The following is a 26,569-nucleotide window of genomic DNA, read 5'->3' on the forward strand; positions in this document are numbered from 1 at the left end:
GGCACGGGATCGCCCTCGCGATCCGTGCCCCTCTGCGGTGTTTGCGCCGGGATGCGGCGGCTACTGCGCGGTGGTGCCGCCGTTCCTGCCGCCGTTGCCGCCCCCCGCACCCGGGCTCGCGGTGGAAGTCGCGGTGGAGGTCGCGGTGTTGGTCGGGCACAGGCTCGGGACCAGGCAGTCCGACGGGGTGCTGGCCGTGCTCGTCGGGCGGCCGGTCGGCCGTCCGGTCGGCCGGTCGGTCTCGGACGGCGACGGGTCGGGCGTCTCGCTCGGCAGCGTCTCGCTCGGCAGGGCCGTGGGCGACTCGGAGGCCGAGGCCGAGGCCGAGGGCGAGGCGGTGACCGGGGCCCCGGAGGAGTCGACCTCCTCGCCCCAGGTGCCCGACGGGGGCGTGAAGCTCCGCGGGTTGCCCGGGCCGACGACCTTCATGTAGCGGGTGAAGATGTCCGCCGGGTAGTCACCGCCGTGCACCTCCTTCTTGCCGCCGGTGCCGCGCAGGTCGAGCCGCACCTTCTTCTCCTTGTCGTTCACGTCGTCGCGCCACATGCCGACCGCGGTGGACAGGCTCGGCGTGTAGCCGACGAACCAGGCCGAGACGCTGTCGTCGGTGGTGCCGGTCTTGCCCGCCACCGGGAAGCCCAGCTCGGCGGTCTTGCTGCCGGTGCCGCGCAGCGCCGCGTTCTGCAGCACGTCGGTGATGGTGTCGGCGACCAGCGGGTCCAGCGCCGTCTTCGGCGTCGGGTGGGTGAACTGCGGGAGCTCCTTGCCGTGGAACTTCACCAGGGTCACCGAGTACGGGTCGACCTGCTGGCCGTGCGCCGCGAACACCGAGTAGGCCGAGGCCATCCGGATCGAGCTCGGCGTCGAGGTGCCCAGCGGCAGGGTCAGCGTGTCGGCCCCGGCCAGGGTGTCCCCGTGCAGGCCGAGCTTCTCCGCCATCGCGACGACCTTGTCGCCGCCGACGTCCTGGCCGAGCTGCACGAACGGCACGTTGTACGACCACTGCATGGCCGTCCGCAGCGTCACGTACCCCTTCTTGCCCGTTTCGCTGTTGCGCTGGCGGTAGGGCTGGCCGTCGTCGCCGATCGCCTTGCTGCCGTCGGCGCGGTAGATCTGCGCCATGTCGTCGGCCAGGTAGCGGGAGTCCGGGTTGATCTTGGCCGGCTGGCCGTCCTCGCCGTTCTTGGTGAGGACGCCGTCCTCCATCGCGGCGGCCAGCACGAAGGGCTTGAAGGTCGAGCCGACCAGGACCGAGCCGTCCGCGTTGTTGCTGTAGTGGCCGTACTCGCTGCCCGGGCCGCCGTAGATGGCCACGATCGCCCCGTCGCCCGGCACCACCGAGGCGGCGCCCACCTGGACGTTCTTGTCCTGCTCCCGGCTCTCCGGCTTCAGGGTGGCCGCCGAGAAGTCGTCCACGGCCTTCTTCAGGGCGTCGACCTTGCCCTTGTCGAAGGTGGTGTGGATCTCGTAGCCGCCGCGGTCCAGGGCCGCCGTGGTGATGCTCGGGTCCTTGGCGGTGACGTACTGCTTGGCCATCTGGATCAGGTACGTGGTCTCGCCGGTGGTCTTGGTGGCCTTCTGCGCGTCGATCGGCTCGGGGAAGTCCTTGCACTTGGCCCGGTCCTCGGCGGACAGCACCTTGGTGGTGACCATCCGGTCCAGGATCCAGCTCCAGCGGCCCACCATGCGGTCGTGGTTGGCCTTGCTCAGGCTCGGGTCGTACAGGCCCGCGCCCTTCAGCAGGCCCGCCAGCATGGCGCCCTGGCAGACGTCGACCTTGCTGGCGTCGATGCCGTAGTACGCCTGCGCGGCCGCCTGGATGCCGGTCGCGCCGCGGCCGAACCAGCTGGTGTTCAGGTAGCCGGTGAGGATCTGGTCCTTGGTCTTCTCACCGTTGACCTTCAGGGTGATGAAGAACTCCTTGGCCTTGCGGGAGAGCGTCTGGTCCTGCGAGAGGTAGACGTTCTTCACGTACTGCTGGGTGATGGTCGAACCGCCCTGGGTCTCGCCGCCGGAGGCCATCTTGTAGACGGCGCGGGCGATGCCCTTGGGGTCGATGCCGGAGTCGGTGCGGAAGGTGTCGTTCTCCGCCGCGATGACCGCGTCCTGGGCGGCGCGGCTTATCTGCGAGAGCTCCACCAGCTGCTGGTTGTCGGTGCCGGTGCGGGCCATCTCGGTGCCGTCGGCCCAGTAGTAGACGTTGCTCTGGATCTCCAGCGGGATCTTCTCGTTCGGCACCTGGACCATCGCGTAGGCGAGGCCGACCGCGGCCACGCTGCCGCCGAAGAAGACCAGGAACAGGCTCAGCACCTGCTTCCAGGAGGGCACCCAGCGCCGGAAGCCGGTCTTGCCGAACCGCGGGTAGTCGATCATCCGCTTCTTGCCCGGCCGACCGCCGCCCCGCCCGGCGGCACGGCCGCCCTGCGGACCGCCGCCACCGCCACCGCCACCGCCGCCGCCCTTGCGGGACTGCTTGCGCATCTCCGCCCGGGTCAGCCGGGGCTGCTCGGCGGTCTCCCGCGCGGCGCGCCGACCCCCGGGACCGCCGGGGCCCCCGGGACCGCCCTGACCCGGCACCTGCCCGGGGCGACCGGCCCGGCCCAGGCCGGGGTGCCCGCCGCCCGGACCGCCCGGACCGCGGCGGCCGTACTCGGGTGCGCCCTCGACCGGGTTGCCGTACGCATACGGCCTTCCGGAGTCGGACCGCCGCGGAGGCGGCTGCTCGCCCCCGGGGTTGGCCGACCTGCGCCGGTGTTCGCTCATCTCTCCGCAGCTCCTCGGTCAGGGTGCACAGGCGAAAGAGTACGGCTCCCGAAAAGCCTCCTAATCGGGCATTGGAAGCCAACCGGGACGAACTGACCGCGATTCATTACACGCCCGTTGCCCAGAAGCCTTGTGATCGCAGTTACGCGTGCCCCTCTTGCTCCTTCCGTGACCCAGGGTTACTGTTGCCGATATATCGAGCCGATACATCGGCGCGACACATCGGTTCGGCATACACTGCCGGACCGGGGCCCGCACCCGACGAGCAGGAACCCTCACGGAAGGAGGAAGGCGGTATGAGCCGACGCTCCGGCGTCCTCGAATTCGCCGTCCTCGGCCTGCTCCACGACGCGCCCATGCACGGGTACGAGCTGCGCAAGCGGCTCAACGTCCTGCTGGGCTCGTTCCGGGCCTTCTCGTACGGAACGCTCTACCCCTGCCTGAAGAGCCTGGTCGCCCAGGGCTTCCTGGTGGAGGACAACCCGGACGTCGAGTACGTCCCGGCCACCGCCCTCAACGGCAAGCGGTCGAAGATCGTCTACCGGCTCTCCCCGGAGGGCAAGCAGCGCTTCGAGGAACTGCTCGCCGAGTCCGGCCCGGAGGCGTGGGAGGACGAGCACTTCGGCGTCCGCTTCGCCTTCTTCGGCCAGACCGACCGGGCGGTCCGGATGCGCGTGCTGGAAGGCCGCCGCAGCCGGCTGGAGGAGCGGCTGGAGCGGATGCGCAGCTCCATCACCCGCACCCGCGAGCGCTTCGACGACTACACCCTCGAACTCCAGCGCCACGGCCTGGAGTCCGTGGAACGCGAGGTCCGATGGCTCAACGAGCTGATCGAGACCGAGCGGGCCACCCGGACCGGACGCAGTGCCGCGTCCCCCAGCACTTCGGACGGCCGTGGTCCGGCCGACGGGTCCTCCGACCCGCCCGGGCCGCCGTACGACCGCCCGGGGCGCTCCTAGCGGAGCGCTGCACCACCGCGCCGGCCCCGCCGCCCGCGGCGAGGCGTGGGCGCCCCGTGCGCCCGACCAGACAGTCAGAACAGATGTGGAACGAGGTTGCCGCCGCAGCACGGCGGACCTCATGAGATTCAGGGAGCAACCGGAATGGGTTCGGTTCGCGTAGCCATCGTCGGCGTGGGCAACTGCGCCGCCTCGCTGGTGCAGGGTGTCGAGTACTACAAGGACGCCGACCCGGCCGGTAAGGTCCCCGGCCTGATGCACGTCCAGTTCGGCGACTACCACGTCAAGGACGTCGAGTTCGTCGCCGCGTTCGACGTGGACGCCAAGAAGGTCGGCTTCGACCTGGCCGACGCCATCGGCAACAGCGAGAACAACACCATCAAGATCTGCGACGTGCCGCCGACCGGCGTCACCGTGCAGCGCGGCCACACCCTCGACGGCCTCGGCAAGTACTACCGCGAGACCATCGAGGAGTCCGACGAGGCCCCGGCCGACGTCGTGCAGATCCTCAAGGACCGCCAGGTCGACGTCCTGGTCTGCTACCTGCCGGTCGGCTCCGAGGCCGCCGCCAAGTTCTACGCCCAGTGCGCCATCGACGCCAAGGTCGCCTTCGTGAACGCCCTCCCGGTGTTCATCGCCGGCACCAAGGAGTGGGCCGACAAGTTCACCGAGGCCGGTGTCCCGATCGTCGGCGACGACATCAAGTCGCAGGTCGGCGCCACCATCACGCACCGCGTGATGGCGAAGCTCTTCGAGGACCGCGGTGTCGTCCTCGAGCGCACCATGCAGCTGAACGTCGGCGGCAACATGGACTTCAAGAACATGCTCGAGCGCGAGCGCCTGGAGTCCAAGAAGATCTCCAAGACCCAGGCGGTCACCTCCCAGATCCGCGACCGCGAGCTGGGCGCCAAGAACGTCCACATCGGCCCGTCCGACTACGTCGCGTGGCTCGACGACCGCAAGTGGGCGTACGTCCGCCTCGAGGGCCGCGCGTTCGGCGACGTCCCGCTGAACCTCGAGTACAAGCTCGAGGTCTGGGACTCCCCGAACTCGGCCGGTGTCATCATCGACGCCGTGCGCGCCGCGAAGATCGCCAAGGACCGCGGCATCGGCGGCCCGATCCTCTCCGCGTCCTCGTACTTCATGAAGTCCCCGCCGGTGCAGTACTTCGACGACGAGGCCAAGGAGAACGTCGAGAAGTTCATCCGCGGCGAGGTCGAGCGCTGAGCGCAGCGAAGCCTGCTCGCTGTTGAAGGTGAGCGCTGAGCGCAGCGAAGCCTGCTCGCTGTTGAAGGCGAGCGCTGAGCGCTGAGCAAGACTGACTCATCGTCAGGTGTGGCCGGAGGGCCGTCCCGCTTCGTGCGGGGCGGCCCTCCGGCGCGTTCAGGACCAGGCGGCGGCCCAGGTGGCCGGGCCGACCACGCCGTCCGCGGCGAGGCCGTGGCGCTGCTGGAAGGCCCGGCAGACCCGGGCCGAGGCGGGGCCGTACCAGCCGTCCGCGGTGATCGACCAGCCGCGGGCGGCCAGTCGGCGCTGCCACATCAGCACGTCGTCCCCGTGCAGCATCGGGGTGCGCACCCGCAGGTAGCGGCCGGGCCAGCGCGGCGCACCGGCGGCCGGGGTGGTGGCCTGGGCCGCGGTCCGGGCCGCGGGGACGCCGCCGAGGGCCGGGTCGGCGGAGACGGTGCCCTCCGGGAAGGCCGGGACGCCGTACCCGTACGGCGAGCCGGGGCCGCGCCGCGGGCGGGACTTGAGGTAGACGCCGTCGCCCTCGGCGGAGCCGCTGTCGTTGGTGTTGGCCTCCACCGTGCTGATGGTGTCGGCGTCGTAGGCGACCACGACGCCGGTGTGGGTGCCGCCGCCGGGGCCGAGGTAGAAGGGGCCGCCGAGGACGGGGTAGTCGCTCCAGCGGCCGTGGTCGCGCCACCAGGCGACCGCGGTCAGGCAGGACGCGGTCATCGGCCAGAGGGCGTCCATGCCGGCCCGGTGGGCGGCCCAGGCCTCGAAGGTGGCGCACCAGGGCTGGCCGTCGGACCATTCGAGCCCGGGGGTCTCGGTGCTGTAGCGCTGGCGGTTGTTCCAGGTGCCGTCGGGGTCGCGGCCTTCGTGCTGCCCGACCTGTCCGAGCAGCAGGGCGGTGAACTCGTCCCGCATGGGAGCCTCCCGTTGTCCGAACTGGTTCTTCCCTCCCGGAGTGGTCAACGACCCCGGAACGGCGAGGTCATCGGTGGTGCGGGAGCACGCGGGGGGCGTCCGTCCGCCGGAAGCCAACGGATGTTCCACGTGGAACGGGACGGCCTCGTGGCACCCTTGGCGGGTGATCACCGAACGGGCCCCGCGAGAGGCCACCCTGCCGGGGCTGCTGCTCGGCCTGCTGCGCGGTCCGGGCTTCCGGCGACTGCTGACGGTCCGGCTGCTCTCGCAGCTGTCGGACGGGGTGTTCCAGGCCTCGCTGGCCACCTACGCGCTCTTCTCCCCGGACAAGCAGTCCTCCCCCGCCGAGATCGCCGTCGCGCTGGCGGTGGTGATGCTGCCGTTCTCCGTGGTCGGGCCGTTCACGGGGGTGATGCTGGACCGCTGGCGGCGGCGCCAGGTGCTGCTGACGGGGAACCTGCTCCGCTGCGCGCTCTGCCTGTCGACCGCCCTGCTGCTGCTCGGCGGGCTGCCGCGCTGGGTGTTCTACGCGGCGGCGCTGGTGGTGATCGGGGTCAACCGGTTCATCCTGGCCGGGCTGTCGGCCGCACTGCCCCGGGTGGTGGCGGACCCGTCCGCACTGGTCACCGCCAACGCGGTGTCGCCGACCCTGGGCACGGTCGCGGCGACGGTCGGCGGCTCCCTCGGGCTGGTGGGCGGCGTGCTGGCGACCGGCTCGGCCGCCAGCGCCCTGACCGTGGGACTCTCCGCGCTGCTGTACCTGGTCGCCGCACTGGCCGTGCGGCCGATCGCGCCGGACGAGCTGGGGCCCGACCTGCACCGCGAACTCCCGCCGCTGCGGCAGGCCCTGGCGACCGCCTGGAACGACCTGCGGGCCGGGCTGCGGCACCTGCTGCGGGAGTGCCGTCCGGCGGTGCGCGCGCTGGCCGCGGTGAGCCTGGCCAGGTTCTGCTACGGCGTGCTGACCGTGGTGGTGCTGATGCTGTGCCGCTACACCTTCAACCGGGCCGAGGACGTCGACGGCGGCCTGGCCACCCTGGGCCTGGCGGTCGTGATGTCCGCGGTGGGCTTCTTCCTGGCGGCGGCGGCCAGCCCGTGGGCCACCCGCCGGTTCGGCCTGCACGGCTGGCTGACGATCTGCCTGGCCGGAGCCGCGGTGTTCGTGCCGACGCTCGGCCTGACCTTCCGGGAGGCCCCGGTGATGGCGGCGGCGCTGCTGCTGGGCGTGGTCACCCAGGGCAGCAAGATCTGCACCGACACGCTGGTCCAGGAGTCGGTGGAGGACGAGTACCGCGGCCGGGTGTTCGCGATCTACGACGTCCTGATGAACGTCTCGTACGTGGCCGCGGCCGCCGCCACCGCGCTGGTGCTGCCGCTGGACGGCCGCTCCGTGCCGGTGCTGCTGACGCTGTCCGGGCTGTACGCGCTCGGGGCGGTGCTCTACTTCCGGGCCGCTCGCCGCCCCTGACGGGGGGCGGCCGCTAGGGTACGTGGGCGCACGGCAACGTCACCGCCGCAGGGGGATCATCAGATGAGCACACCGCCGCCGCCCGGGCCCTACGGGCAGCCCGACCCGTACGGCCAGCCCGGCCAGCAGCCGCCGCCACCGCCGTACGGCGGCCCGTCCGGCTACGCCCCACCGCCCGCGTACGGCCAGCAGCCGGGCTACGGCCAGCAGCCCCCGGCGTACGGCCAGCAGCCGGGCTACGGCCAGCAGCCCCCGTCCGGCTACGCCCAGCCCCCCGCGTACGGGCAGCAACCCCCCGCCTACGGGCAGCAGCCCGCGTACGGCCAACCGCCCGCGTACGGCCAACCGCCCGCGTACGGCCAACCGCCCGGGTACGGCCAACCTCCCGCCGGGGAAGGGCAGTTGACCGGCTGGGGGCAGGAGCCGCCGCGGGCACCGGCCAAGCAGGTCGGCCGGGGCGCGAAGGTCCGCGGGGCCGTGATGGGCCTGGGGGCGATCGGCGTGGTGGTCGGCGGCCTGTGGGCGTTCGCCGCGCTGACCGGCGCCGGCGACAGCGGCCCGAAGGTCGGGGAGTGCCTGAACGGCAAGCACAAGGAGGTGTCCTGCAGCGCGTCGGACGCCGCCTGGAAGGTGCTGTACCGCCAGTCCGGCCGGGGCACCCCGTCGCTCGACTGCAGCGAGGACCACCCGGGGACGACGCCCCACGACGGCCAGTACCGGTCGCACAAGCGGACCTACCGGTACCGGGTGTGCCTGGCCCCGGCGAACGCCGCGCCCGCACCGTCCACCGGGAAGCACTGAGCGGGCGTCAGTCCTGCGGCTGCTCGGCCCACCAGGCGCGCAGGGCGGCCACCGCCTCCTCGTGCTCCACCGGGCCGTGCTCCAGGCGCAGTTCGAGCAGGTGCTTGTAGGCCCGGCCCACCGCGGGGCCGGGACGCAGGCCGAGCAGCTGCATGATCTCGTTGCCGTCCAGCGCGGGGCGGATCGCCTCCAGCTCCTCCTGCTCCTGGAGCGCGGTGATCCGCTCCTCCAGCGAGTCGTAGGTGCGGGCCAGCGCGGCGGCCTTGCGCTTGTTGCGGGTGGTGCAGTCGGAGCGGGTCAGCTTGTGCAGCCTGGTCAGCAGCGGCCCGGCGTCGGTGACGTAGCGGCGCACCGCGGAGTCGGTCCACTCGCCGCCGCCGTAGCCGTGGAAGCGCAGGTGCAGCTCGACCAGCCGGGACACCTCGTTGACCAGCTCGTTGGAGTACTTGAGCTCGCGCATCCGCTTGCGGGTCATCTTGGCGCCGACCACCTCGTGGTGGTGGAAGGAGACCCGGCCGTCGGACTCGAAGCGGCGGGTGCGCGGCTTGCCGATGTCGTGCAGCAGCGCGGCCAGCCGCAGCACCAGGTCGGGGCCCTCGGTCTCCAGCGCGATCGCCTGCTCCAGGACGGTCAGCGAGTGCTCGTACACGTCCTTGTGCCGGTGGTGCTCGTCGCTCTCCAGGCGCAGCGCCGGGAGCTCGGGCAGCACGAAGTCGGCCAGGCCGGTGTCGACCAGTAGGCGCAGGCCCTTGACCGGGTGGTCGGCGAGCAGCAGCTTGTTCAGCTCGGCCTGGACGCGCTCGGCGGAGACGATGGTGATCCGCTCGGCCATCGCGGTCATCGCGGCGACCACCTCGGGCGCCGGGTCGAAGTCCAGCTGGGCGGCGAACCGGGCGGCCCGCATCATCCGCAGCGGGTCGTCGGAGAAGGACTCCTCGGGGGTGGCGGGGGTGCGCAGCACCCGGGCCTCCAGGTCGTCCAGGCCGCGGTGCGGGTCGACGAACTGCCGGCCGGGCAGGTCGACGGCCATCGCGTTGACGGTGAAGTCGCGGCGCACCAGGTCCTGCTCGATCGAGTCGCCGTAGCTGACCTCGGGCTTGCGCGAGGTGCGGTCGTACGCCTCGCTGCGGTAGGTGGTGATCTCGATCAGGAACGAGCCCTCGGCCGTGTCCTTGCGGGCGCCGACGGTGCCGAACGCGATGCCCACGTCCCAGACCGCGTCGGCCCAGCCCTTGACCAGCTTGAGGATCTGCTGGGGGCGGGCGTCGGTGGTGAAGTCGAGGTCGTTGCCGAGCCGGCCGAGCAGGGCGTCCCGGACCGAACCGCCGACCAGCGACAGCCGGTGGCCGGCGTCCTGGAAGCGGCGGGCGATCTCGTCGGCGACCGGGGAGACCCGCAGCAGTTCCTGCAGGCCGAGGGTCTGCGCCTCGGTCAGCCCCGGCAGGGCGACCCGGTCGGCGGAGCTGGAATGATTGGCGCTGGACGCATTGGCAGTGGACACGGCTCACAAGGGTACGTGCCCGGCCAGCTCCGCCGCCCTCCCGTTTCGCGCCGCCGGGCCGGTCCGGCAGCTCCCGGGCCGCAACACTGCGGGCCGGGCGGCGTCGTTACCATGCCGGGTGGGTGCTCCTCGGCAGGGGCCCGCGCGGTCGGGTCGGCCGCGGCGGTGCGTGGAGTGATCGAGACGATCGGGAACGGCGAGGACGCACGTGGACGAGCGGACCGGGCGGAACGCGGCAGTGGCGGCGCGTCGCGGACGGTGGACGGGCCTGCTGGCCAGGGCCTCCGCCGCCCTGCTCGCGAGCGGGCTGGCCGGCGCCCTCTGCGCCGCCCCGGCCGCCTCCAGACCGGCCGCGACGGCCGACTACCCGGCCGTGGTGGAGATCGACACCGTGGCGCCGAAGGTCGCGCACGAGAACGAGAGCGTGACGATCACCGGCAAGGTCCTCAACTCCGGCCGGACGAAGCTCAAGTCGCCGACCGTCAAGGTCCGCCAGCCGCAGGCCCGGCCGATGAAGACCCGCAGCGAGATCGACCTGACCGAGTCCCGGACCACCCCGAGCACCCTGGACGGCCTGGCCCTGGACCAGCCGTCCGAGGACGTCGGCGACCTGGAGCCGGGGCAGAGCGAGGACTTCACCCTGACGGTGCCGGTCTCCGCGCTGAAGGTCCGGGAGACCGGCCCCTACGAGCTGGCGGTGGACGTCTGGGGCAGCACCGGCGGCGAGCAGCCGCACCCGCTGGGCATCGGCCGGACGTACCTGCCGTACCAGGGCAAGGACGCCGCCCAGCCCTCGCAGCTGGCCGTGGTCTGGCCGCTCACCCACGCGCCGGTGCTGGTCGCCCAGACCATGGCGGACGCCGACCAGACGCCGGTGCTGCGCGACGACAGCCTGACCGCCGAACTGACCGGCGACGGGCGGCTGAACCGGCTGGTCGAGATCGGCACCGGCATGCCGAACCTGACCTGGGCGATCGACCCGAACCTGCTGGACACCGTGTTCGCGATGACCAAGTCGTACCGGGTGCAGAAGCCCGGCACCTCCGGCGAGTCCGCGAGCGAGGAGAACACCGTCCCGGGCACCGGCCGCGACGCGGCGACGGCCTGGCTGGCGAAGCTGCGCACCGCGCTGGCCTCCTCGGGCAGCGAGGTGGTGTCGCTGCCGTACGCCGACCCCGACCTGGCCTCGATCGCGCACAACGGCGCGGGGCTGAACGGCATGGACAACGCGCTGCGCAAGGCGGTGACGGCCGGGCAGATCACCACCGAGGCCCGCCTGGCGGTGGACGCCCGCTCGGACGTCGCCTGGCCGTACCGGGGCCTGCTGGACCAGCGCACCGCGGCGGTGGCGGCCGTCGCGGGCGGGCGGATCGTGCTGGTCGACGGCGCGTCGCTGCCGGAGTCCGAGAAGCTGCCCTACACGCCGGGCGCGGCCCGGTCGATCGGCAACGGGCAGACCGCGGTGGTCTCCGACCAGGCGCTCGCCGCGATGTTCCGGTCGGACCTGGCCTCGACGCACGACCGCACCTTGACCGGGCAGCACTTCCTGGCCGAGACCATGGCGATCGCCCACCAGCAGCCGGAGCACCCGCGCGGCCTGCTGGTGCTGCCGCCCCGCACGCTGACCGTCGGCACCGCGCAGGCGCTGCACGACTCGGTGCAGGAGGCCGCCGCCGGGGGCTGGGTCGCGCAGGCGACGCTGGAGAAGGTCGCGGGGATGACCCAGGACAAGGAGGCGAACACCTCCGTCCCGGAGTCGTACCCGTCCGACGCGACCGCCGGGGAGCTGTCCACCGCCGAGCTGTCGGCCACCATGCAGCTCCAGGACGGCGTGGACCAGCTGATGATGATCCTCACCCGGCCGGAGCGGGTGCGCGAGTCGTTCAGCGCCACGATGGTGCGCTCGATGTCCACCGAGTGGCGCGACCGGCCGAAGGCCGGCGCCGAGTACCGGCTCGGGGCGCGCACCTACCTGGACAACCTGAAGTCCGCGGTCCGGGTCATCCAGAAGAGCGTGGTGACCCTGCCCGGCGACAACGCGACGATGCTGGTCAGCGTGAAGAACGGGCTGACCCAGTCGGTCGGCAACCTGGAGCTGCACGTCACCTCCACCCAGCCGAACCGGCTGCGGATCGACTACCCGGTCCAGCCGCTGGTGCTGGAGGCCACCACCAACTCCTCGCTCCGCTTCCCGGTCGAGGCCCAGGTCAACGGCCCGGTCCAGGTGACCGCCCAGCTGTGGACCACCGGCCCGGACGCCCGCCCCTACGGCGAGGCGATGGAGTTCACCGTCGACGTCACCTCGGTGGCCAGCGGCGTGATGTACGTGATCGCGGGCGGCACCGTGCTGATGGTCCTGGCCGGGGTGCGGTTCTCCCTGCAGCGCAAGAAGCGCCGGGCGGCCGGCGAGGTCGACGAGGACCCGGACCGCCCGGTCGACGGCTCCGCCGCGGCCGGGACGGGCACCGAGCCGCCGTCCGACGCGGACCCCTCGTCCGCTGCGGATGACACCGATCGGGTCGCCGGTGATGAGAAGGTGGATCACTAGGCCGCCCCACCCCCCGGGCGCCCGTCCCCCCATCTCTGACGTGGATTGGTGGCATGAACGAGCGGAGCGAGCGAGCAACCCAGGACCAGGGCGGCGGCCCGCCCCAGGAGCGCCCGGGCGGCCCCCGGTCCGCCGCCCCCGCGGAACCGGCCGCCGACTGGTACGTCGCCGACACCTACGCCCACGACCCGTACGCGGCCGGGGCCTTCGGGAGCGCGGACCCGTACGGCGCGATCGACCTGCCGGGGGCCGGCCCGGACGAGACGGACACCCCGGAGGGGTCGGCCGCGGTGCCCGGGCAGGGCGAGCGCGGGCCCGAGGCCACCCTGCAGCTGACCGCCCCGGCCCCGCGCTGGGCGTCGATCGCCGCCGAGGTCGCGGCGGAGGCGGGCACCGAGGCGCGGCCCGAGGCCCGGCCCCCGGCCCGGCCCGAGCCGGAGACCGACGCGGGAACCGACGCGGGAACCGGGGGGGTCGGACCGCGCTGGAAGGTCGAGCCCGAGCCCGAGCCCGCGGAGGACTACGTCGGGGTGGACTCGCTGCTGTCGGCGGCCGCCGACGGCCCCGGGGAGCCCCGGGAGCCCGCGGAGGAGGACGAGGAGGAGGACGAGGAGGACCAGGAGGACGGGCCGGAGCGGCCCGCCCCCGCCGCGGAGGGCACGCGCCCGTACGTGCCGCCGATCGAGTTCGACCCGCCGCTGTCCGAGGAGGAGGCGGTGCTGCAGGTCGACGCCGCCGTGCTGGAGGCGAACGCGGCCGCCGCCGCGGCCGTGCCCACCGGCCCGGCGGCACCCGTCCTCCCGCCCGGGCCCGCCCCGGCCGGGAACACCGCGGGCACCGCGGCCCCGGAGCGTCCCGACGGCGGCGGCCGGGTCGCCGGGCTGCTCAACTCCAGCGCCGTGATGGCGGCCGGCACCCTGGTCTCCCGCGGCACCGGCTTCCTGCGCACCATGGTGATCGCCGCCGCGATCGGCGTCGCCTCGATGGGCGACTCGTACAACGCCGCCAACACCCTGCCCACCCTGCTGTACATCCTGATCGGCGGCGGCGCGCTGAACGCGGTGTTCGTGCCGCAGCTGGTGCGCAGCATGAAGAACGACGAGGACGGCGGCACCGCCTACGCGAACCGGCTGCTCACCCTGGTGGTGACCGGCCTGGCGGGCGTGGTGTTCGTGGCGGTGCTGGCCGCGCCGGTGCTGGTGCAGCTGGTCTCGCACGCGCTGATGCGCGACCGGGCGAGCGCCGACACGACGGTGGCGCTGGCCCGGTACTGCCTGCCGACCATCTTCTTCATGGGCGTGCACGTGGTGATGGGCCAGATCCTCAACGCCCGCGGCCGGTTCGGCGCGATGATGTGGACGCCGGTCCTGAACAACGTCGTGGTGATCTTCACCTTCGTGATGTACATCGCGGTGTACGGCACCTTCCAGCACACCGAGGTCACCCCGCAGTCGATCTCCCCCGAGGGCGTCCGGCTGCTCGGCATCGGCACCATGCTGGGCCTGGCCGTCCAGGCGCTGTCGATGATCCCCTACCTGCGGGCGGCGGGCTTCTCCTTCCGGCCGCGCTTCGACTGGCGCGGCCACGGCCTCGGCAAGGCCGCCCGGCTCGCCAAGTGGACCTTCCTCTTCGTGCTGGCCAACCAGGCCGGCTTCCTGGTGGTCACCCAGCTGGCCACCGCCTCCGGGAAGGCCGCCGAGCAGGACGGCCACCTCGGCGTCGGCCTGGCCGCCTACTCCAACGCGCTGCTGATCTGGCAGCTGCCGATGGCGGTGATCACCGTCTCGGTGATGAGCGCGGTGCTCCCCCGGCTCTCCCGGGCCGCCGCCGACCAGGACTCCGGCGCCGTCCGCGACGACCTCTCGTACGGCCTGCGCACCTCGGCGGTGGCGATCGTCCCCGCCGCGTTCCTGTTCCTGTCGCTGGGCCCGGTGATCGGCTCCTCGATCTACGGCCTGGGCAACGGCGGCGCGGTCGCCCACGGCACCACCGCGGTCGGCTACATGCTCTCCGCCTTCGCCCTCGGCCTGATCCCGTACTCGGTGCAGTACGTGCTGCTGCGCGGCTTCTACGCCTACGAGGACACCCGGACGCCGTTCTCCAACACCGTCTGGGTGGCGCTCACCCAGGCCGCCACCGCGGTGCTGTGCTGGCTGGTGCTGCCCGCGCAGTGGGCGGTCACCGGCATGGCACTGGGCTACGGCCTCTCCTACGCGGTCGGCGTGTCCGTCGCGGTGCCCAAGCTCAAGGCGAAGGTCGGCGGCCTGGACACCGCCCGGATCACCAAGACGTACGTCCGGCTGGCGATCGCCTCGCTGCCCGCCGCGGTGGTCGGCCTGGCGCTGGAACTGCTCGCCCTGCAGGTCCTGGACGGCTGGACCGGCAACGTGCTGACCCTGCTGGTCGCGGGCGGCGCGCAGCTCGCGGTCTTCCTGGTGCTGGCCCGCAAGATGCGCATCGAGGAACTCGGCGCGCTCACCGGAATGGTCCGCAGGCGGCTCGGCCGCTGAACCGTCCGCGGGCACCGCGTTGACGAGCCGTCAACCCGGACGAGGACGAACCGTCAGATCCTCAGTACGCTTCTCACGGGCCGGAGTCGGGGTACGCCCCCGGTTCCGGCCCGTTCGTCTGCTGTTCCGCCGGAAGTGGAGAACCGGGCAACCTCCCGCCACTCCCAGAGGTCGTACCTGACGTCCGGAAGTGGGCACAATTGACCCTGCACGGCCGACCGCCCCGGCAGACGGGGACGTCGACCGTCCAGGGATGGACCGGGGCGACTCAAGGGGAGGTAGGACCACGGTGGCTGACGGCACCAAGGCGATCGTCGACACGTCCGAAACGGACGGGGCGGCGACCGAGGCCGCGCCCGCGACGGGCGCGGAGCTCGACGCCGGCTCCGACCACGGGTCCGACCGCGGGTCCGACCGCGCGCCCGACCGCGCGCCCGAGCCCGGCCGGGCCGCTGGGGGCCCCGCGAAGGGCTCCCCGGGCGGCGCGGCGAAGGCCACCTCCGGCGGCGCGGCGAAAAACGGGACGAAGGGCGGGGAGAAGGGCGGGGCGAAGGGCGGGGAGAAGAACGGCGGCCGGAGCAACGGCAAGGGCACCGCCAAGGCGGACCCGAAGACCACCCCGCTGCGCGCGGCCCGCCCGAAGACCGCCGCCCCCGGGAGCACCGCCGCCCCCGCCGTCGGCACCCGCACCGGCGCACCCGCGCCGGACGGCCCCGCGGAGCGGCCGCAGGCCCTGCCCCCCGAGGCCACCGCCCCGCTCTCCGCCCAGGAGATCGACGCCGAGCTCGCCGCCCAGGGCGCCCGCCCCGACCGCCCCTCCCGCAGCCGTGGGGTGCGCCGCCCGCTGCCGCCGGTCGAGCCCGCCGAGCCCGCCCCCGCCACCAGCACCGAGACCCTGGACGCCGACACCGCCACCCTGCCGACCGTGCTGCCCGCCCCGAAGCGGCACAGCGGCGACAAGATCGGCGCCCGCTACCGGCTGGAGGAGTGCATCTCCGAGTCGGAGACCTTCACCAGCTGGCGCGCCGTCGACGAGAAGCTCCGCCGCGCCGTCGGCGTCCACCTGCTCGCGGCCGGCCACCGCCGCGCCAAGTCGGTCCTCACCGCCGCCCGCAGCGCCGCCCTGCTCGGCGACCCGCGCTTCGTCCAGGTGCTGGACGCGGTGCAGGAGGGCGAGCTGGTCTACGTCATCCGCGAGTGGCTGCCCGGCGCCCACGACCTCGGCGAGCTGCTGGCGAGCGGCCCGATGGAGCCGTACGACGCGTACCAGATGGTCCGCCAGGTCACCGACGCGATCGCCGCCGCCCACGAGCGCGGCCAGGCGCACCTGCGGCTCACCCCCAAGTGCGTGCTGCGCACCGACGGCGGCCAGTACCGGATCAACGGCATCGCGGTGGACGCGGCCCTGCGCGGCCTGCCCGCCGAGGACGCCGAGCTGACCGACGTCCGGGCGATCGGTGCGCTGCTGTACGCGGCGCTCACCCACCGCTGGCCCTACCCCGAGGACCGCTACGACCTCCAGGGCCTGCCCAAGGGCCTCGGCTGCGTCCCGCCGGACCAGGTCCGGGCGGGCGTCCACAAGGGCCTCGCGGAGCTCGCCGCGCGGATCCTGTGCGAGCAGCCCCCCAACCACAAGGAGCCGATCACCAGCCCCGCCGAGCTGGCCGCGGCGATCGGCCGGATGCCGAAGGTCCGGCAGCCCGAGCAGCCCGCCCCGCCCGCGCTGCGCGCCCTGCCCGCCGCCCGGCCGCGCTACGCCGCCGGTGCGCCGACCCAGGCGCTGCCGCGCACCGAGCCCGCCCCGCCCGCCGGGCCCGTTCCTGCCCCCGCGCCACGCCGCCGCCGCGGGCTGCGCCGCCTGCTGAAGTGGACCGCCGCGCTGGTCGCGCTCTCCACCGTGGCGATCGGCTCCTGGCAGCTGGCCCAGTACGTCAACGACCAGCAGGACAAGGCGGGCAGCACCCAGAACAGCCCCGCCCCCGCCCCGACCGGCTCGGCGCCCGCCCCCACCGGCGAGAAGCTCACGATCTCCTCGCTGGCCCCGTTCAACGCCTTCGGCGACACCAAGGACGAGCACAGCGTCGAGCTGCCGAACGCCACCGACGGCAACCCGTCCACCGCCTGGACCACCCAGCGCTACAACGACCAGTTCGGCGGCGCCTACCGGCCCGGCACCGGCATCCTGATCGACCTCGGCTCGCCCCGCCAGGTCGGCTCGGTGAACGTCCAGTTCCTCGGCGACACCAAGGCCGAGCTGAAGGCCGCCCCCGCCGGCACCACCGCCCCGCCGAGCGCCGACGACTCCGGCTTCCGCAGCTTCGGCGCCTCGGTCGCGGCCGGCTCCGGCACCAGGGTCGCCCTGACGCCGGACAGCCCGGTCACCACCCGGTACCTGCTGCTCTGGCTGACCAACGTCCCGGCCAACGACGACGGCGGCGGCTTCCGCGGCAAGGTCGCCGAGGTCCAGGTCAACGGTTAGGGCCACTCTCCCGAACACCCCTTGATCCGCTGCGGCACATCCCCAACGATGTGACCCGGGGTCGCAACGACGTGACCCGGGCCGCCGCAGCGGACGGCCGAACCGCAAGGAGGGGGCGCGGATGGCCGAGGAGCCCACCGACGCCGAACTGCTCGCCCGGCACACGGCGGGCGACCCGGACGCCTTCGGGCTGCTGGTGCACCGCCACCGCGACCGCCTGTGGGCGGTCGCGGTGCGCACCCTCGGCGACCGCGAGGAGGCCGCCGACGCCCTGCAGGACGCCCTGGTCTCCGCGTTCCGGGCCGCCGCCGGGTTCCAGGGCCGCTCGGCGGTCACCACCTGGCTGCACCGGATCGTGGTCAACGCCTGCCTGGACCGGGCCCGCCGCGGCGCGGTCCGCCGGGCCGAGTCGCTCGACCAGCGGCCGGAGGGCACCGCGGAGCGCGCCCTCGGCAGCGCCGAGGGGGCGGAGCAGCACGCAGAGCGGGCCGAGACCCGCCGCGAGGTGGCCGAGGCGCTGGCCGAGCTGCCCGCCGAGCAGCGGGCCGCCCTGGTGCTGGTCGACATGCAGGGCTACCCGGTGGCCGAGGCCGCCGAGGTGCTCGGCGTCCCGGTCGGCACCGTCAAGAGCCGCTGCGCCCGCGGCCGGGCCCGGCTGCTGCCGCTGCTGCGCCACCTCGGCCCGAATCGTGTTCCACGTGAAACCGGGCTTCCCGGCAGCGCTCCCGTTCCACGTGGAACAGGCGCCGTCGCCCCCGCCGAACCCCCCGGTGTTCCACGTGGAACACCGGGCCAGGCGTCCGGGGACGTTCCACGTGGAACACCGGCGCGGGGCGCCGCCGTCCCGCCCGCCCCCCGGGACGGGAACCCGAACCCGCCCTCCCCCGTCCCATCCACGGATCCCTCGCCCGCGCTGGAAGGAGATGCGACCCCGCGATGACGCCGCACCCGCCTTCCGGCCACCCCGGCCCGGACGCCCTCGCCGACCTCGCCGAGGACCTGCTGCCGCCCGAGCAGGCCGCCCCGCTGCACGCGCACCTGGCCGACTGCCCGGCCTGCGCCGAGGACTTCGCCCTGCTGCGCGAACTCCCGGACCTGCTGGCCGACACCCCCGTGCCCGCCATGCCGCAGGACCTCGCGGACCGGCTGACGGCCGCCCTGGCCGCCGAATCGGCCGCCCGCACCGAGACCCGGCCGCAGCCCTCGCCCCCCTTGACCGACCCCTCCCCCCCGACCACCCCCTGCTCGCCACCGCGGCCGTCGCGCTGGTGGCGCTCGGCGCGGGCCTGGGCGGCGCGCTGCTCGACCGCAGCAGCAGCGGCCAGGACTCCGGCGCCGCCAGCGCCAACGCGCCCGCGGCGGCCGTCGGTGACTCCCCGGCCGACATGGGCACCGGCGGCGGCGACGCCGGCGCCCCCCAGCAGGTCGCCCCGGGCAACGGCACCGAGGGCAGCAGCGGGGAGGACGGGCCCGACTTCACCGCCGACCGGCTCCCCGCCCAGGTCCGGCAGCTGCTGGACGGGAAGTCCCCGCACCAGCTCGGCGCGCCCACCCCCGGCGGCGCGGCGGCGCCCCCGTCCTGCGCCCTGGAGGCCGCCGGGCACCCCGGCGAGCAGCCCGCCGCCGCCGGCCCGGGCCGCTACCGGGGCCGCCCGGTACTGGCCCTGGTGTTCCGCCCGCCGGGCGGCGACGGGCCGCTGGACGTCTACCTGGCCACCCCCGACTGCCCCGGTTCGACGATCCTGCTGCACAGCACCGTCCCGGCCCCCTGATTCCTCACCCGGCCGGGCCCACCGCGACCGGAGTGCGGGCGGTGGGTGCGGCCGGGCCTGGGAATGCGGGAGACTGGTGAGTCGTTGTCCGGGGCGGCGGAGCAGACCGCCCTCCACCGCGCGAGCGGGACGCCAGGCAGACCAGGAGAAGCAGTGAGCGACGTCCGTAACGTGATCATCATCGGTTCCGGCCCGTCCGGGTACACCGCTGCGCTGTACACCGCGCGCGCCTCCCTGAAGCCGCTGGTGTTCGAAGGAGCGGTCACGGCCGGCGGCGCCCTGATGAACACCACCGAGGTGGAGAACTTCCCGGGCTACCGCGACGGCATCATGGGCCCCGAGCTGATGGACAACATGCGCGCCCAGGCCGAGCGCTTCGGCGCCGAGCTGGTCCCGGACGACATCGTCGCGGTCGACCTCACCGGCGACGTCAAGACCGTCACCGACTCCGAGGGCACCGTGCACCGCGCCCGCGCCGTGATCGTCGCGACCGGCTCGCAGCACCGCAAGCTCGACCTCCCCAACGAGGACAAGCTCTCCGGCCGCGGCGTCTCCTGGTGCGCGACCTGCGACGGCTTCTTCTTCCGCGACCAGGACATCGCGGTGGTCGGCGGCGGCGACACCGCGCTGGAGGAGGCCACCTTCCTGTCCCGCTTCGCCCGCAGCGTCACGGTCATCCACCGCCGCAACTCGCTGCGCGCCTCCAAGGCGATGCAGGAGCGCGCCTTCGCCGACCCGAAGATCACCTTCGCCTGGGACAGCGCGGTCGAGGAGATCCACGGCGACCCGAAGCTCTCCGGCCTGACCCTGCGTGACACCAACACCGGAGACCTGCGCGAGCTGGCCGTCACCGGCCTGTTCATCGCGATCGGCCACGACCCGCGCACCGAGCTGTTCAAGGGCCAGCTCGACCTGGACGCCGAGGGCTACCTCAAGGTCGACGCCCCCTCCACCCGCACCAACGTCCCCGGCGTCTTCGCCGCGGGCGACGTGGTGGACCACACCTACCGCCAGGCCATCACCGCCGCCGGCACCGGCTGCTCCGCCGCGCTGGACGCCGAGCGCTACCTGGCCGCGCTGGCCGACGCCGACGAGGCCCCGGCCGCCGTCGTCGCGGTCTGACCCACCCGCACCACCCGCAGCACACCCCCGCAGTACCCGGCGGCCGCGGCGGACCTGACTCAGCACCAGGTCCGCCCCGGCGGAAGCAGAAACAGATCCGCCCCCGCCGTTGTTATCACTGACGCACCTCTCCTCCGACCCCAAGGAGTTCCCGTGGCCGGCGCCACCAAGGAAGTAACCGACGCCACCTTCGACGCCGAGGTCCTCAAGAGCGACAAGCCCGTCCTCGTCGACTTCTGGGCCACCTGGTGCGGTCCGTGCCGCCAGGTCGCCCCGGTCCTGGAGGACATCGCGGCCGAGCACGGCGACAAGCTGTCCGTCGTCAAGCTCGACGTGGACGCCAACCAGGAGACCGCAGCGGCGTACAACGTGATCTCCATCCCGACGCTCAACGTCTACAAGGGCGGCGAACTGGTGAAGACCATCACCGGTGCCCGCCCGAAGGCCGCGCTGCTGCGCGAGCTCGCCGAGTACCTGTAGGTCCTCCCGCTCCGCCGAGGCGGCCCGGACGGATGATCCGTCCGGGCCGCCTCGGCGTTCCCGGGGTGCTCCGAGGCTTCGTCAGGAAGCCCTGAGCGCGCGGGGGCCTCCGCCCGGCCGCGGGCCCCGGCGCTCCGGAGGCTTCGCTGAGAAGCCCTCAGCGCCGCGACGGCCCGCCGGGGAGCGACCGCCCGGAGCGGAGGACCGCTCCACCGAAGCTCCCGAAGGCCCCTCGGCCCCGGCCCCGACAGCTCCCGGCCGCCCGCTCAGAACGGCCGCAGCGCCGGTTCGGTGCGCCGCCCGCCGAGCAGCCGCTCCAGCGCGCCCTCCACGTCCTCCTTCCAGGAGAGCGTGGTGCGCGCCTCCAACCGCAGCCGCGGGTACCGGTGGTGCGGCCGGACGGTCTTGAAGCCCACCGCCAGCAGGTGGTCGGCGGGCAGCACGCAGCTCGGCACCTCCCGCCCCTGCGCGCCGAACGCCTCGATCGCCCGGAAGCCGCGCCGGACCAGGTCCTTGGCCACCGACTGCACCAGCACCCGCCCCAGGCCCTGCCCCTGGAACTCCGGCAGCACCCGGGAGACCATCAGCTGCACCGCGTCCGGCGAGATCGGGCTGGTCGGGAAGGACTGCCCGCGCGGCACGTACGCGGGCGGAGCGTAGAGCACGAACCCGGCCGGGCGGTCGTCCACGTAGGCGACCCGCCCGCAGGAGCCCCACTCCAGCAGCACGGCGGAGATCCACCCCTCCTTCTCCAACTCCCCCTTGCCGGCGTCCTGCGCGTCCCGCCCGCTGACCGGGTCGAGCTCCCAGAAGACGCAGGAGCGGCAGGTGTTCGGCAGATCCGAGAGGTTGTCCAGCGTCAGCGGAACGACCCTCCGTCCCACGCCCGCACCTCCTCCTCCAGGCGGAAACGGTCCAGACCTCCAGTCTGCTCCGCCCGACGGAACGGGTGCACGTTTCACGTGAAACATGCACCCGTTGGTCCGCCGATCGTGCTCCCGGGGTCAGGACAGCGGCAGACCCCGCTCACCCGGGGCCAGACTGTCCAGGATCCGGTTCAGGTCCTCGACCGAACCGAACTCCAGTACCACCTTGCCCTTGCCGAACTTGCCGCCGCTCTGGGCGACCTCGACCTTGACCCTGGTCTCGAAGCGGTCGGAGAGGCGCCCGGCCAGCTCCTCGAAGGCCGGGGTCGGCAGCGGCTCCGCCCGCGGGGCCCGCTTCTTCGGCTCGATGCCCGCCAGCAGCTTGGCCGCCTCCTCGGTGGAGCGCACCGACAGCCCCTCGGAGACCACCCGGTGGGCCAGCTTCTCCTGCTGCTCGGGACCCGACACCATCAGGATCGCCTTGGCGTGCCCGGCGCTGACCTCCCCCGCGGCGACCTTCAGCTGCACCGACACCGGCAGGGTCATCAGCCGCAGCGTGTTGGACACGTGCGGCCGCGACTTGCCGACCCGGTTCGCCAACTCCTCGTGCGTGCACCCGAAGTCGCGCAGCAGCTGGTCGTAGGCGGCCGCCTCCTCCAGCGCGTTCAGCTCGGCCCGGTGCAGGTTCTCCAGCAGCGCGTCCAGCAGCAGCTTGTCGTCGTCGGTGGCCCGGACGATCGCCGGGATGACGTCGAGACCGGCCTCCCGGGAGGCCCGCCAGCGGCGCTCACCCATGATCAGCTCGTACCGGTCGGGACCGGTCTGACGGACCACCACGGGCTGCAGCAGGCCGACCTCCTTGATCGAGGCGACCAGTTCGGCGAGCTTCTCCTCGTCGAACACCTCGCGCGGCTGGCGCGGGTTGGGACGGATCGACTCCAGCGGCAGCTCGGCGAACCGGGCGCCGTTCACCGGGGTCAGCGCCGCTTCCAGGACGCTGCGGCGCTGGTCGCCCGCCAGCTCCCGCAGGCTCTCCGCGGCGGCCTTGGCGGCCACCGTGCCGCGGTCGGTCGGGACCGGCACCACCGGCACCACCGTGACCGTCCCGGGCTCGGCCGGCTCGGCCGGAGCTCCCCCGGCGGCCGCCGGCTGGGTCGCCGGGATCAGCGCCCCCAGACCCCTGCCCAGACCCCTGCGCGTGCCACTCACCGCTTGCCCTCCATCGAACTGTGCTGTGCCGTCGGCGCGGACGTCTCCCCGCCGCTGCGCGGCGGAACGACCGCCGCGCCCGCCGCCCGGTGCCGCCCGACCGTCGTCTTGGCGACCTCGGCCCGCAACGCCAGCTCGCGCGCCGCCTCCAGGTAGGAGAGCGCACCGGTGGAGCCCGGGTCGTAGCTCAGCACGGTCTGCCCGTAGCTGGGCGCCTCGGAGATGCGCACCGACCGCGGGATGGCAGTGCTCAGCACCTCCTTCTCGAAGTGCGTCCGCACCTCCTCGGCGACCTGCGCGGCCAGCCTGGTCCGGGCGTCGTACATGGTGAGCAGGATCGTCGACACGTGCAGCGAGGGGTTCAGGTGCGCCCGCACCAGCTCCACGTTGCGCAGCAGCTGGCCGAGGCCCTCCAGCGCGTAGTACTCGCACTGGATCGGGATCAGCACCTCCTGGCCGGCCACCATCGCGTTGACGGTCAGCAGCCCCAGCGAGGGCGGGCAGTCGATCAGCACGTAGTCCAGCGGCTGCTCGTACGCGGCGATGGCGCGCTGCAGTCGGCTCTCCCGGGCGACCAGCGAGACCAGTTCGATCTCGGCGCCCGCCAGGTCGATGGTGGCCGGGCAGCAGAACAGCCCCTCCACGTCGACCACCGGCTGCACCACGTCGGCCAGCGGCTTGCCCTCGACCAGCACGTCGTAGATCGACGGCACCTCGGCGTGGTGGTCGATGCCGAGCGCGGTCGAGGCGTTGCCCTGCGGGTCGAGATCGATGACCAGCACCCGGAGCCCGTGCATGGCCAGTCCGGCGGCCAGGTTGACGGTGGTGGTGGTCTTGCCCACCCCGCCCTTCTGGTTGGCGACCACCATGACCCGGGTCGCGGCGGGCCGGGGCAGCGCTTCCCCGGTGTGCCCGACGGCCGGCGCGGCGGTCTGCGCAGCCCGGGCGACGGGGGTGTCATCCACCTGATCGACGATCTCCGACTCCTGCATGGGGGTCAGTGTTTCACGTGAAACCTGGCCCGCGACAGTCACCTCCGGGTGACGGTCCCGGGCCCGGGTGCGGTCTTGATCAAGTACGCCGGAGAGCAGGAAGCGACGTTTCACGTGGAACACGATGCCCGGATTGTCGGGATCAACCGGTACGACACTCCGAGCCCGACCCCACCGGCACCCCAACGGAAACGGGGCGGGCGGCCCACCGGCCACCCGCCCCGAACACCAGTACCAGGCCGCTCAGCGCCGCCCGCGACCGCCGCCGCGCCGCGCCGCGCCCTCGCTGCCCTTGCCGCCGCGCCCCGCCCGGGCCGCCTTGGCTCGCCGGGTGGCCGCCTTCACGCCGCCGGGGCTCTCCCCCGCCTCCACCCGCACCACCCGGGTCGGGGTCACCAGCAGGCCCTCCCCGACGCCGATCACCGACCACTTCACCGCACCGAGCCGGGTCAGCGCCGCCCGCGACTCCGCCAGCTCCTGCTCGGCGGTGTCGCCCTTCAGCGCCAGCATCTGCCCGTACGGGCGCAGCAGCGGCATGCCCCAGCCGGCCAGCCGGTCCAGCGGCGCCACCGCGCGGGCGGTCACCACGTCCACCGCCAGCTTGCCGACCGTCTCCTCGGCCCGGCCGCGCAGCACCGTGACGTTCTCCAGGCCGAGCTCGCGGACCACCTCCTCCAGGAAGGTGGTGCGCCGCAGCAGCGGCTCCAGCAGGGTGACCGACACGTCGGGGCGGGCCAGCGCCACCGGGATGCCCGGCAGGCCGGCGCCCGAACCGACGTCGCACAGCGAGACCTCGGCGGGCAGCAGTTCGGCCAGCACCGCGCAGTTGAGCACGTGCCGGTCCCACAGCCGGGGCACCTCGCGCGGGCCGATCAGCCCGCGCTGCACCCCGGCGGTCGCCAGCAGCTCGGTGTAGCGCACGGCCTGCGGCAGCCGATCGCCGAAGATCCGTCCCGCCGCCTCCGGAGTCTCGCCCGGCCCCTCCAGCGGCGCCTCGGCCTCCGTGCCGTCCCTGTCCATCTCTGCTTCTCCGCTCACCGTCGAATCCACCCGCCGTACCAGCACTGTTCCACGTGAAACACCACTCCGCCGCAGAGCCGACGACCCCGCCCGCGCGAGGCGGGCGGGGTCGGACGCCGGAACGGCAGCACCACCGGCATCAAGCCGGCAGCACGACCACGCAGCGCTGGGGCTCCTCGCCCTCCGACTCGCTGCGCAGCCCCGCGGCGGCCACCGCGTCGTGCACCACCTTGCGCTCGAACGGGGTCATCGGCCGCAGCTTGACCTGCTCGCCGGTGCTCTTGACCCGCTCGGAGGCCTCCGCGCCCAGCTCCGCCAGCTCGGCCCGCTTGCGCGCCCGGAAGCCCGCGACGTCCAGCATCAGGCGGCTGCGCTCACCGGTCTCCCGGTGCACGGCCAGCCGGGTCAGCTCCTGGAGCGCCTCCAGCACCTCGCCGTCCTGGCCCACCAGCCGCTGCAGCGTCCGGTCGTCGCCCTCGCTGACGATGGAGACCAGCGCCCGGTCCCCCTCGACGTCCATGTCGATGTCGCCGTCCAGGTCCGCGATGTCCAGCAGACCCTCCAGGTAGTCGGCGGCGATGTCACCCTCGTGCTCCAGACGCGAGAGGGCGCTCTCACCGGCCGGGGCGGTGTCGACGGCGGAGGTGGTGCCATCCGTCACAGGTGGACTCCTTCGGAAACGAGGCCCTCGGGTGGGGCCGAGAACGAGGGTGGGGACTACTTCTTCTTCGGCCGCTGGCCGGCCTGGCCACCGCGCCGCGGCTGCTGGCGCTGCCCCTGGCCCGGCTGGGCCCCCGGCTTCGACCCGCCCGCCTTCGCACCGGACTTCCCGGCCCCGGCCGACGCGGCCTCGGACGGCTTGGCCTCGACCGGCCCGGCCTCCGCCCCGTCCGCCGCGGTCGCGTCCGCCGCGTCCTGCGCGTCCGCCTGCTCCCCGGTGTGCGGCTGGTGGGCGGCCGACGCCTGGCGCTGGGCCTTGCTCTGCTTGCGCGGCTGCTGGCGGCGCACCTGCACGCTCTCCGCGACCGCGGCCTGGGCGGCGGCCTCCGCGCCCTTGGGGTTCTTGGAGCCGGTGAGCATCGCCACCAGGCCGACCTTCTGGATCGAGCCGTCCGGGTTGATCCGGCCGGCCTTCTTCAGCCGCGCCTGGCGCTCGTCCCACGCCCGGCTGCCCGGCGTCGGGTTGTTGCGGATGACGACCAGCTGCTGGCCCATCGACCAGACGTTGGTGGTGAGCCAGTAGACCAGCACACCGACCGGGAAGTTGATGCCCATCACGGCGAACATGACCGGGAAGACGTACATCAGCATCTTCTGCTGCTGCATGAACGGCGTCTTGACCGAGAGGTCGACGTTCTTGGTCATCAGCTGGCGCTGGGTGACGAACTGCGACAGCGACATCAGCACGATCATGACCGCGCAGACGATCTGGATGTGGACGCTGTCCGCACCGACGAACTTGGCCGACAGCGGTGCGCCGAAGATGTGCGCCTGCTTGGCGCTCTCCAGCAGCGGCTGGTCGATCACGCCGATCGTCTTGTCGTTGGCGATCGAGGCCAGCACGCCGTAGAGGGCGGTGAAGAACGGCGCCTGCACGAGGATCGGAAGGCACGAGGAGAACGGGTTGGTGCCCGCCTCCTTGTACAGCTTCATCATCTCTTCGGACTGGCGCTGCTTGTCGTTCTTGTAGCGCTCCTGGATGGCCTTCATCTTCGGCTGGATCGCCTGCATGGCCCGGGTCGCCTTGATCTGCTTCACGAAGAGCGGGATCAGGCAGATCCGGATGACGACCACCATCATCACGATGGACAGCCCCCACGCCAGGCCGCCGTCGGGGTCGAAGACGTGGCTGAACAGCGAGTGGAACTGGACGATGATCCAGGACACCGCTGTGTAGAGGGGACTCAGAAAACCGAAGGTCACCG

Annotated in this window: 20 protein-coding genes; 11 read left to right on the forward strand and 9 right to left on the reverse strand. The window is 73.3% G+C overall.

Going from position 1 to position 26,569, the window contains the following annotated elements:
- Nucleotides 1–60: 60 nt before the first annotated feature.
- The gene (locus OO57_RS21220; RefSeq protein ID WP_106974057.1) at nucleotides 61–2,481 is read right to left on the reverse strand and encodes a transglycosylase domain-containing protein; all 2,421 of its coding nucleotides are present in this window, start codon (nucleotides 2,479–2,481) and stop codon (nucleotides 61–63) included.
- A gap of 578 nt (nucleotides 2,482–3,059) precedes the next feature.
- On the opposite strand from OO57_RS21220, the gene OO57_RS21225 reads away from it, so the two are divergent.
- Nucleotides 3,060–3,722 (forward strand): PadR family transcriptional regulator, encoded by a 663-nt coding sequence (locus OO57_RS21225; protein WP_033254155.1) that lies wholly within the window; start codon nucleotides 3,060–3,062, stop codon nucleotides 3,720–3,722.
- Between the two features lie 144 nt (nucleotides 3,723–3,866).
- The gene (locus OO57_RS21230; protein ID WP_033254156.1) at nucleotides 3,867–4,949 is read left to right on the forward strand and encodes an inositol-3-phosphate synthase; all 1,083 of its coding nucleotides are present in this window, start codon (nucleotides 3,867–3,869) and stop codon (nucleotides 4,947–4,949) included.
- A gap of 156 nt (nucleotides 4,950–5,105) precedes the next feature.
- Here the strand turns inward: OO57_RS21230 and OO57_RS45790 are convergent, their stop codons facing one another.
- The gene (locus OO57_RS45790) at nucleotides 5,106–5,876 is read right to left on the reverse strand and encodes a peptidoglycan-binding domain-containing protein (protein ID WP_033254157.1); all 771 of its coding nucleotides are present in this window, start codon (nucleotides 5,874–5,876) and stop codon (nucleotides 5,106–5,108) included.
- 163 nt (nucleotides 5,877–6,039) lie between these two features.
- On the opposite strand from OO57_RS45790, the gene OO57_RS21240 reads away from it, so the two are divergent.
- Both OO57_RS21240 and OO57_RS44825 read left to right on the forward strand, forming a co-directional pair.
- Complete coding sequence (locus OO57_RS21240) at nucleotides 6,040–7,344, forward strand: MFS transporter (RefSeq protein WP_081973847.1); 1,305 nt, start codon at nucleotides 6,040–6,042, stop codon at nucleotides 7,342–7,344.
- A gap of 63 nt (nucleotides 7,345–7,407) precedes the next feature.
- Nucleotides 7,408–8,145, forward strand: a complete 738-nt coding sequence (locus OO57_RS44825) for an LppU/SCO3897 family protein (protein ID WP_051778036.1) — start codon at nucleotides 7,408–7,410, stop codon at nucleotides 8,143–8,145.
- Nucleotides 8,146–8,152: 7 nt separating this feature from the next.
- On the opposite strand, the gene OO57_RS21250 is transcribed toward OO57_RS44825, so the two are convergent.
- Entirely contained in the window at nucleotides 8,153–9,589 is a 1,437-nt protein-coding gene (locus OO57_RS21250; RefSeq protein ID WP_033254204.1) for a CCA tRNA nucleotidyltransferase, read from the reverse strand.
- Between the two features lie 295 nt (nucleotides 9,590–9,884).
- Here OO57_RS21250 and OO57_RS21255 point away from each other — a divergent pair, with 295 nt between their 5' ends.
- The 7 genes from OO57_RS21255 to trxA all read left to right on the forward strand — a co-directional run bounded on the left by OO57_RS21255 (nucleotide 9,885) and on the right by trxA (nucleotide 20,557).
- Complete coding sequence (locus OO57_RS21255; protein WP_158715182.1) at nucleotides 9,885–12,194, forward strand: DUF6049 family protein; 2,310 nt, start codon at nucleotides 9,885–9,887, stop codon at nucleotides 12,192–12,194.
- A gap of 53 nt (nucleotides 12,195–12,247) precedes the next feature.
- Entirely contained in the window at nucleotides 12,248–14,704 is a 2,457-nt protein-coding gene (gene murJ / locus OO57_RS21260; protein WP_033254159.1) for a murein biosynthesis integral membrane protein MurJ, read from the forward strand.
- Between the two features lie 289 nt (nucleotides 14,705–14,993).
- On the forward strand, nucleotides 14,994–17,183 hold the full coding sequence (locus OO57_RS21265) for a protein kinase family protein (RefSeq protein ID WP_051778038.1): 2,190 nt from the start codon (nucleotides 14,994–14,996) through the stop codon (nucleotides 17,181–17,183).
- 121 nt (nucleotides 17,184–17,304) lie between these two features.
- Complete coding sequence (sigM, locus tag OO57_RS21270; protein ID WP_051778039.1) at nucleotides 17,305–18,123, forward strand: RNA polymerase sigma factor SigM; 819 nt, start codon at nucleotides 17,305–17,307, stop codon at nucleotides 18,121–18,123.
- Nucleotides 18,124–18,451: 328 nt separating this feature from the next.
- Complete coding sequence (locus OO57_RS21275) at nucleotides 18,452–18,955, forward strand: hypothetical protein (protein WP_033254160.1); 504 nt, start codon at nucleotides 18,452–18,454, stop codon at nucleotides 18,953–18,955.
- Nucleotides 18,956–19,108: 153 nt separating this feature from the next.
- Nucleotides 19,109–20,077: a thioredoxin-disulfide reductase gene (gene trxB / locus OO57_RS21280; RefSeq protein ID WP_033254161.1), complete on the forward strand. Its 969-nt coding sequence runs from the start codon at nucleotides 19,109–19,111 to the stop codon at nucleotides 20,075–20,077.
- Nucleotides 20,078–20,230: 153 nt separating this feature from the next.
- The gene (trxA, locus tag OO57_RS21285) at nucleotides 20,231–20,557 is read left to right on the forward strand and encodes a thioredoxin (RefSeq protein ID WP_033254162.1); all 327 of its coding nucleotides are present in this window, start codon (nucleotides 20,231–20,233) and stop codon (nucleotides 20,555–20,557) included.
- A gap of 266 nt (nucleotides 20,558–20,823) precedes the next feature.
- On the opposite strand, the gene OO57_RS21290 is transcribed toward trxA, so the two are convergent.
- The 6 genes from OO57_RS21290 to yidC all read right to left on the reverse strand — a co-directional run bounded on the left by OO57_RS21290 (nucleotide 20,824) and on the right by yidC (nucleotide 26,567).
- Nucleotides 20,824–21,441: a GNAT family N-acetyltransferase gene (locus OO57_RS21290; protein WP_033254163.1), complete on the reverse strand. Its 618-nt coding sequence runs from the start codon at nucleotides 21,439–21,441 to the stop codon at nucleotides 20,824–20,826.
- 120 nt (nucleotides 21,442–21,561) lie between these two features.
- Nucleotides 21,562–22,632: a ParB/RepB/Spo0J family partition protein gene (locus OO57_RS21295; RefSeq protein WP_033254164.1), complete on the reverse strand. Its 1,071-nt coding sequence runs from the start codon at nucleotides 22,630–22,632 to the stop codon at nucleotides 21,562–21,564.
- Nucleotides 22,629–23,624 (reverse strand): ParA family protein, encoded by a 996-nt coding sequence (locus OO57_RS21300; RefSeq protein ID WP_051778040.1) that lies wholly within the window; start codon nucleotides 23,622–23,624, stop codon nucleotides 22,629–22,631. Before OO57_RS21300 ends, OO57_RS21295 begins: the two co-directional genes overlap by 4 nt.
- A 243-nt stretch (nucleotides 23,625–23,867) precedes the next feature.
- The gene (rsmG, locus tag OO57_RS21305; RefSeq protein WP_033254165.1) at nucleotides 23,868–24,644 is read right to left on the reverse strand and encodes a 16S rRNA (guanine(527)-N(7))-methyltransferase RsmG; all 777 of its coding nucleotides are present in this window, start codon (nucleotides 24,642–24,644) and stop codon (nucleotides 23,868–23,870) included.
- Nucleotides 24,645–24,783: 139 nt separating this feature from the next.
- A complete protein-coding gene (locus OO57_RS21310; protein ID WP_033254166.1) occupies nucleotides 24,784–25,305 on the reverse strand; it encodes a protein jag in 522 nt (173 codons plus the stop codon).
- A 56-nt stretch (nucleotides 25,306–25,361) separates the two neighbouring features.
- Nucleotides 25,362–26,567 carry a membrane protein insertase YidC gene (yidC, locus tag OO57_RS21315; protein ID WP_051778041.1) on the reverse strand — a complete coding sequence of 402 codons (1,206 nt, stop codon included), beginning with the start codon at nucleotides 26,565–26,567 and terminating at the stop codon, nucleotides 25,362–25,364.
- Nucleotides 26,568–26,569 lie beyond the last annotated feature (2 nt).

Source organism: Kitasatospora phosalacinea (assembly GCF_000717185.1).
In the GTDB taxonomy this organism is placed as follows: Bacteria; Actinomycetota; Actinomycetes; order Streptomycetales; family Streptomycetaceae; genus Kitasatospora; species Kitasatospora phosalacinea_A.

Bases quoted from the DNA above. Each gene is read 5' to 3' on its own strand.
- OO57_RS21220 (WP_106974057.1), bottom strand. From the start codon at position 2,481: ATGCGCAAGCAGTCCCGCAAGGGCGGCGGCGGTGGCGGTGGCGGTGGC.
- OO57_RS21225 (WP_033254155.1), top strand. From the start codon at position 3,060: ATGAGCCGACGCTCCGGCGTCCTCGAATTCGCCGTCCTCGGCCTGCTC.
- OO57_RS21230 (WP_033254156.1), top strand. From the start codon at position 3,867: ATGGGTTCGGTTCGCGTAGCCATCGTCGGCGTGGGCAACTGCGCCGCC.
- OO57_RS45790 (WP_033254157.1), bottom strand. From the start codon at position 5,876: ATGCGGGACGAGTTCACCGCCCTGCTGCTCGGACAGGTCGGGCAGCAC.
- OO57_RS44825 (WP_051778036.1), top strand. From the start codon at position 7,408: ATGAGCACACCGCCGCCGCCCGGGCCCTACGGGCAGCCCGACCCGTAC.
- murJ (WP_033254159.1), top strand. From the start codon at position 12,248: ATGAACGAGCGGAGCGAGCGAGCAACCCAGGACCAGGGCGGCGGCCCG.
- sigM (WP_051778039.1), top strand. From the start codon at position 17,305: ATGGCCGAGGAGCCCACCGACGCCGAACTGCTCGCCCGGCACACGGCG.
- OO57_RS21300 (WP_051778040.1), bottom strand. From the start codon at position 23,624: ATGCAGGAGTCGGAGATCGTCGATCAGGTGGATGACACCCCCGTCGCC.
- rsmG (WP_033254165.1), bottom strand. From the start codon at position 24,644: ATGGACAGGGACGGCACGGAGGCCGAGGCGCCGCTGGAGGGGCCGGGC.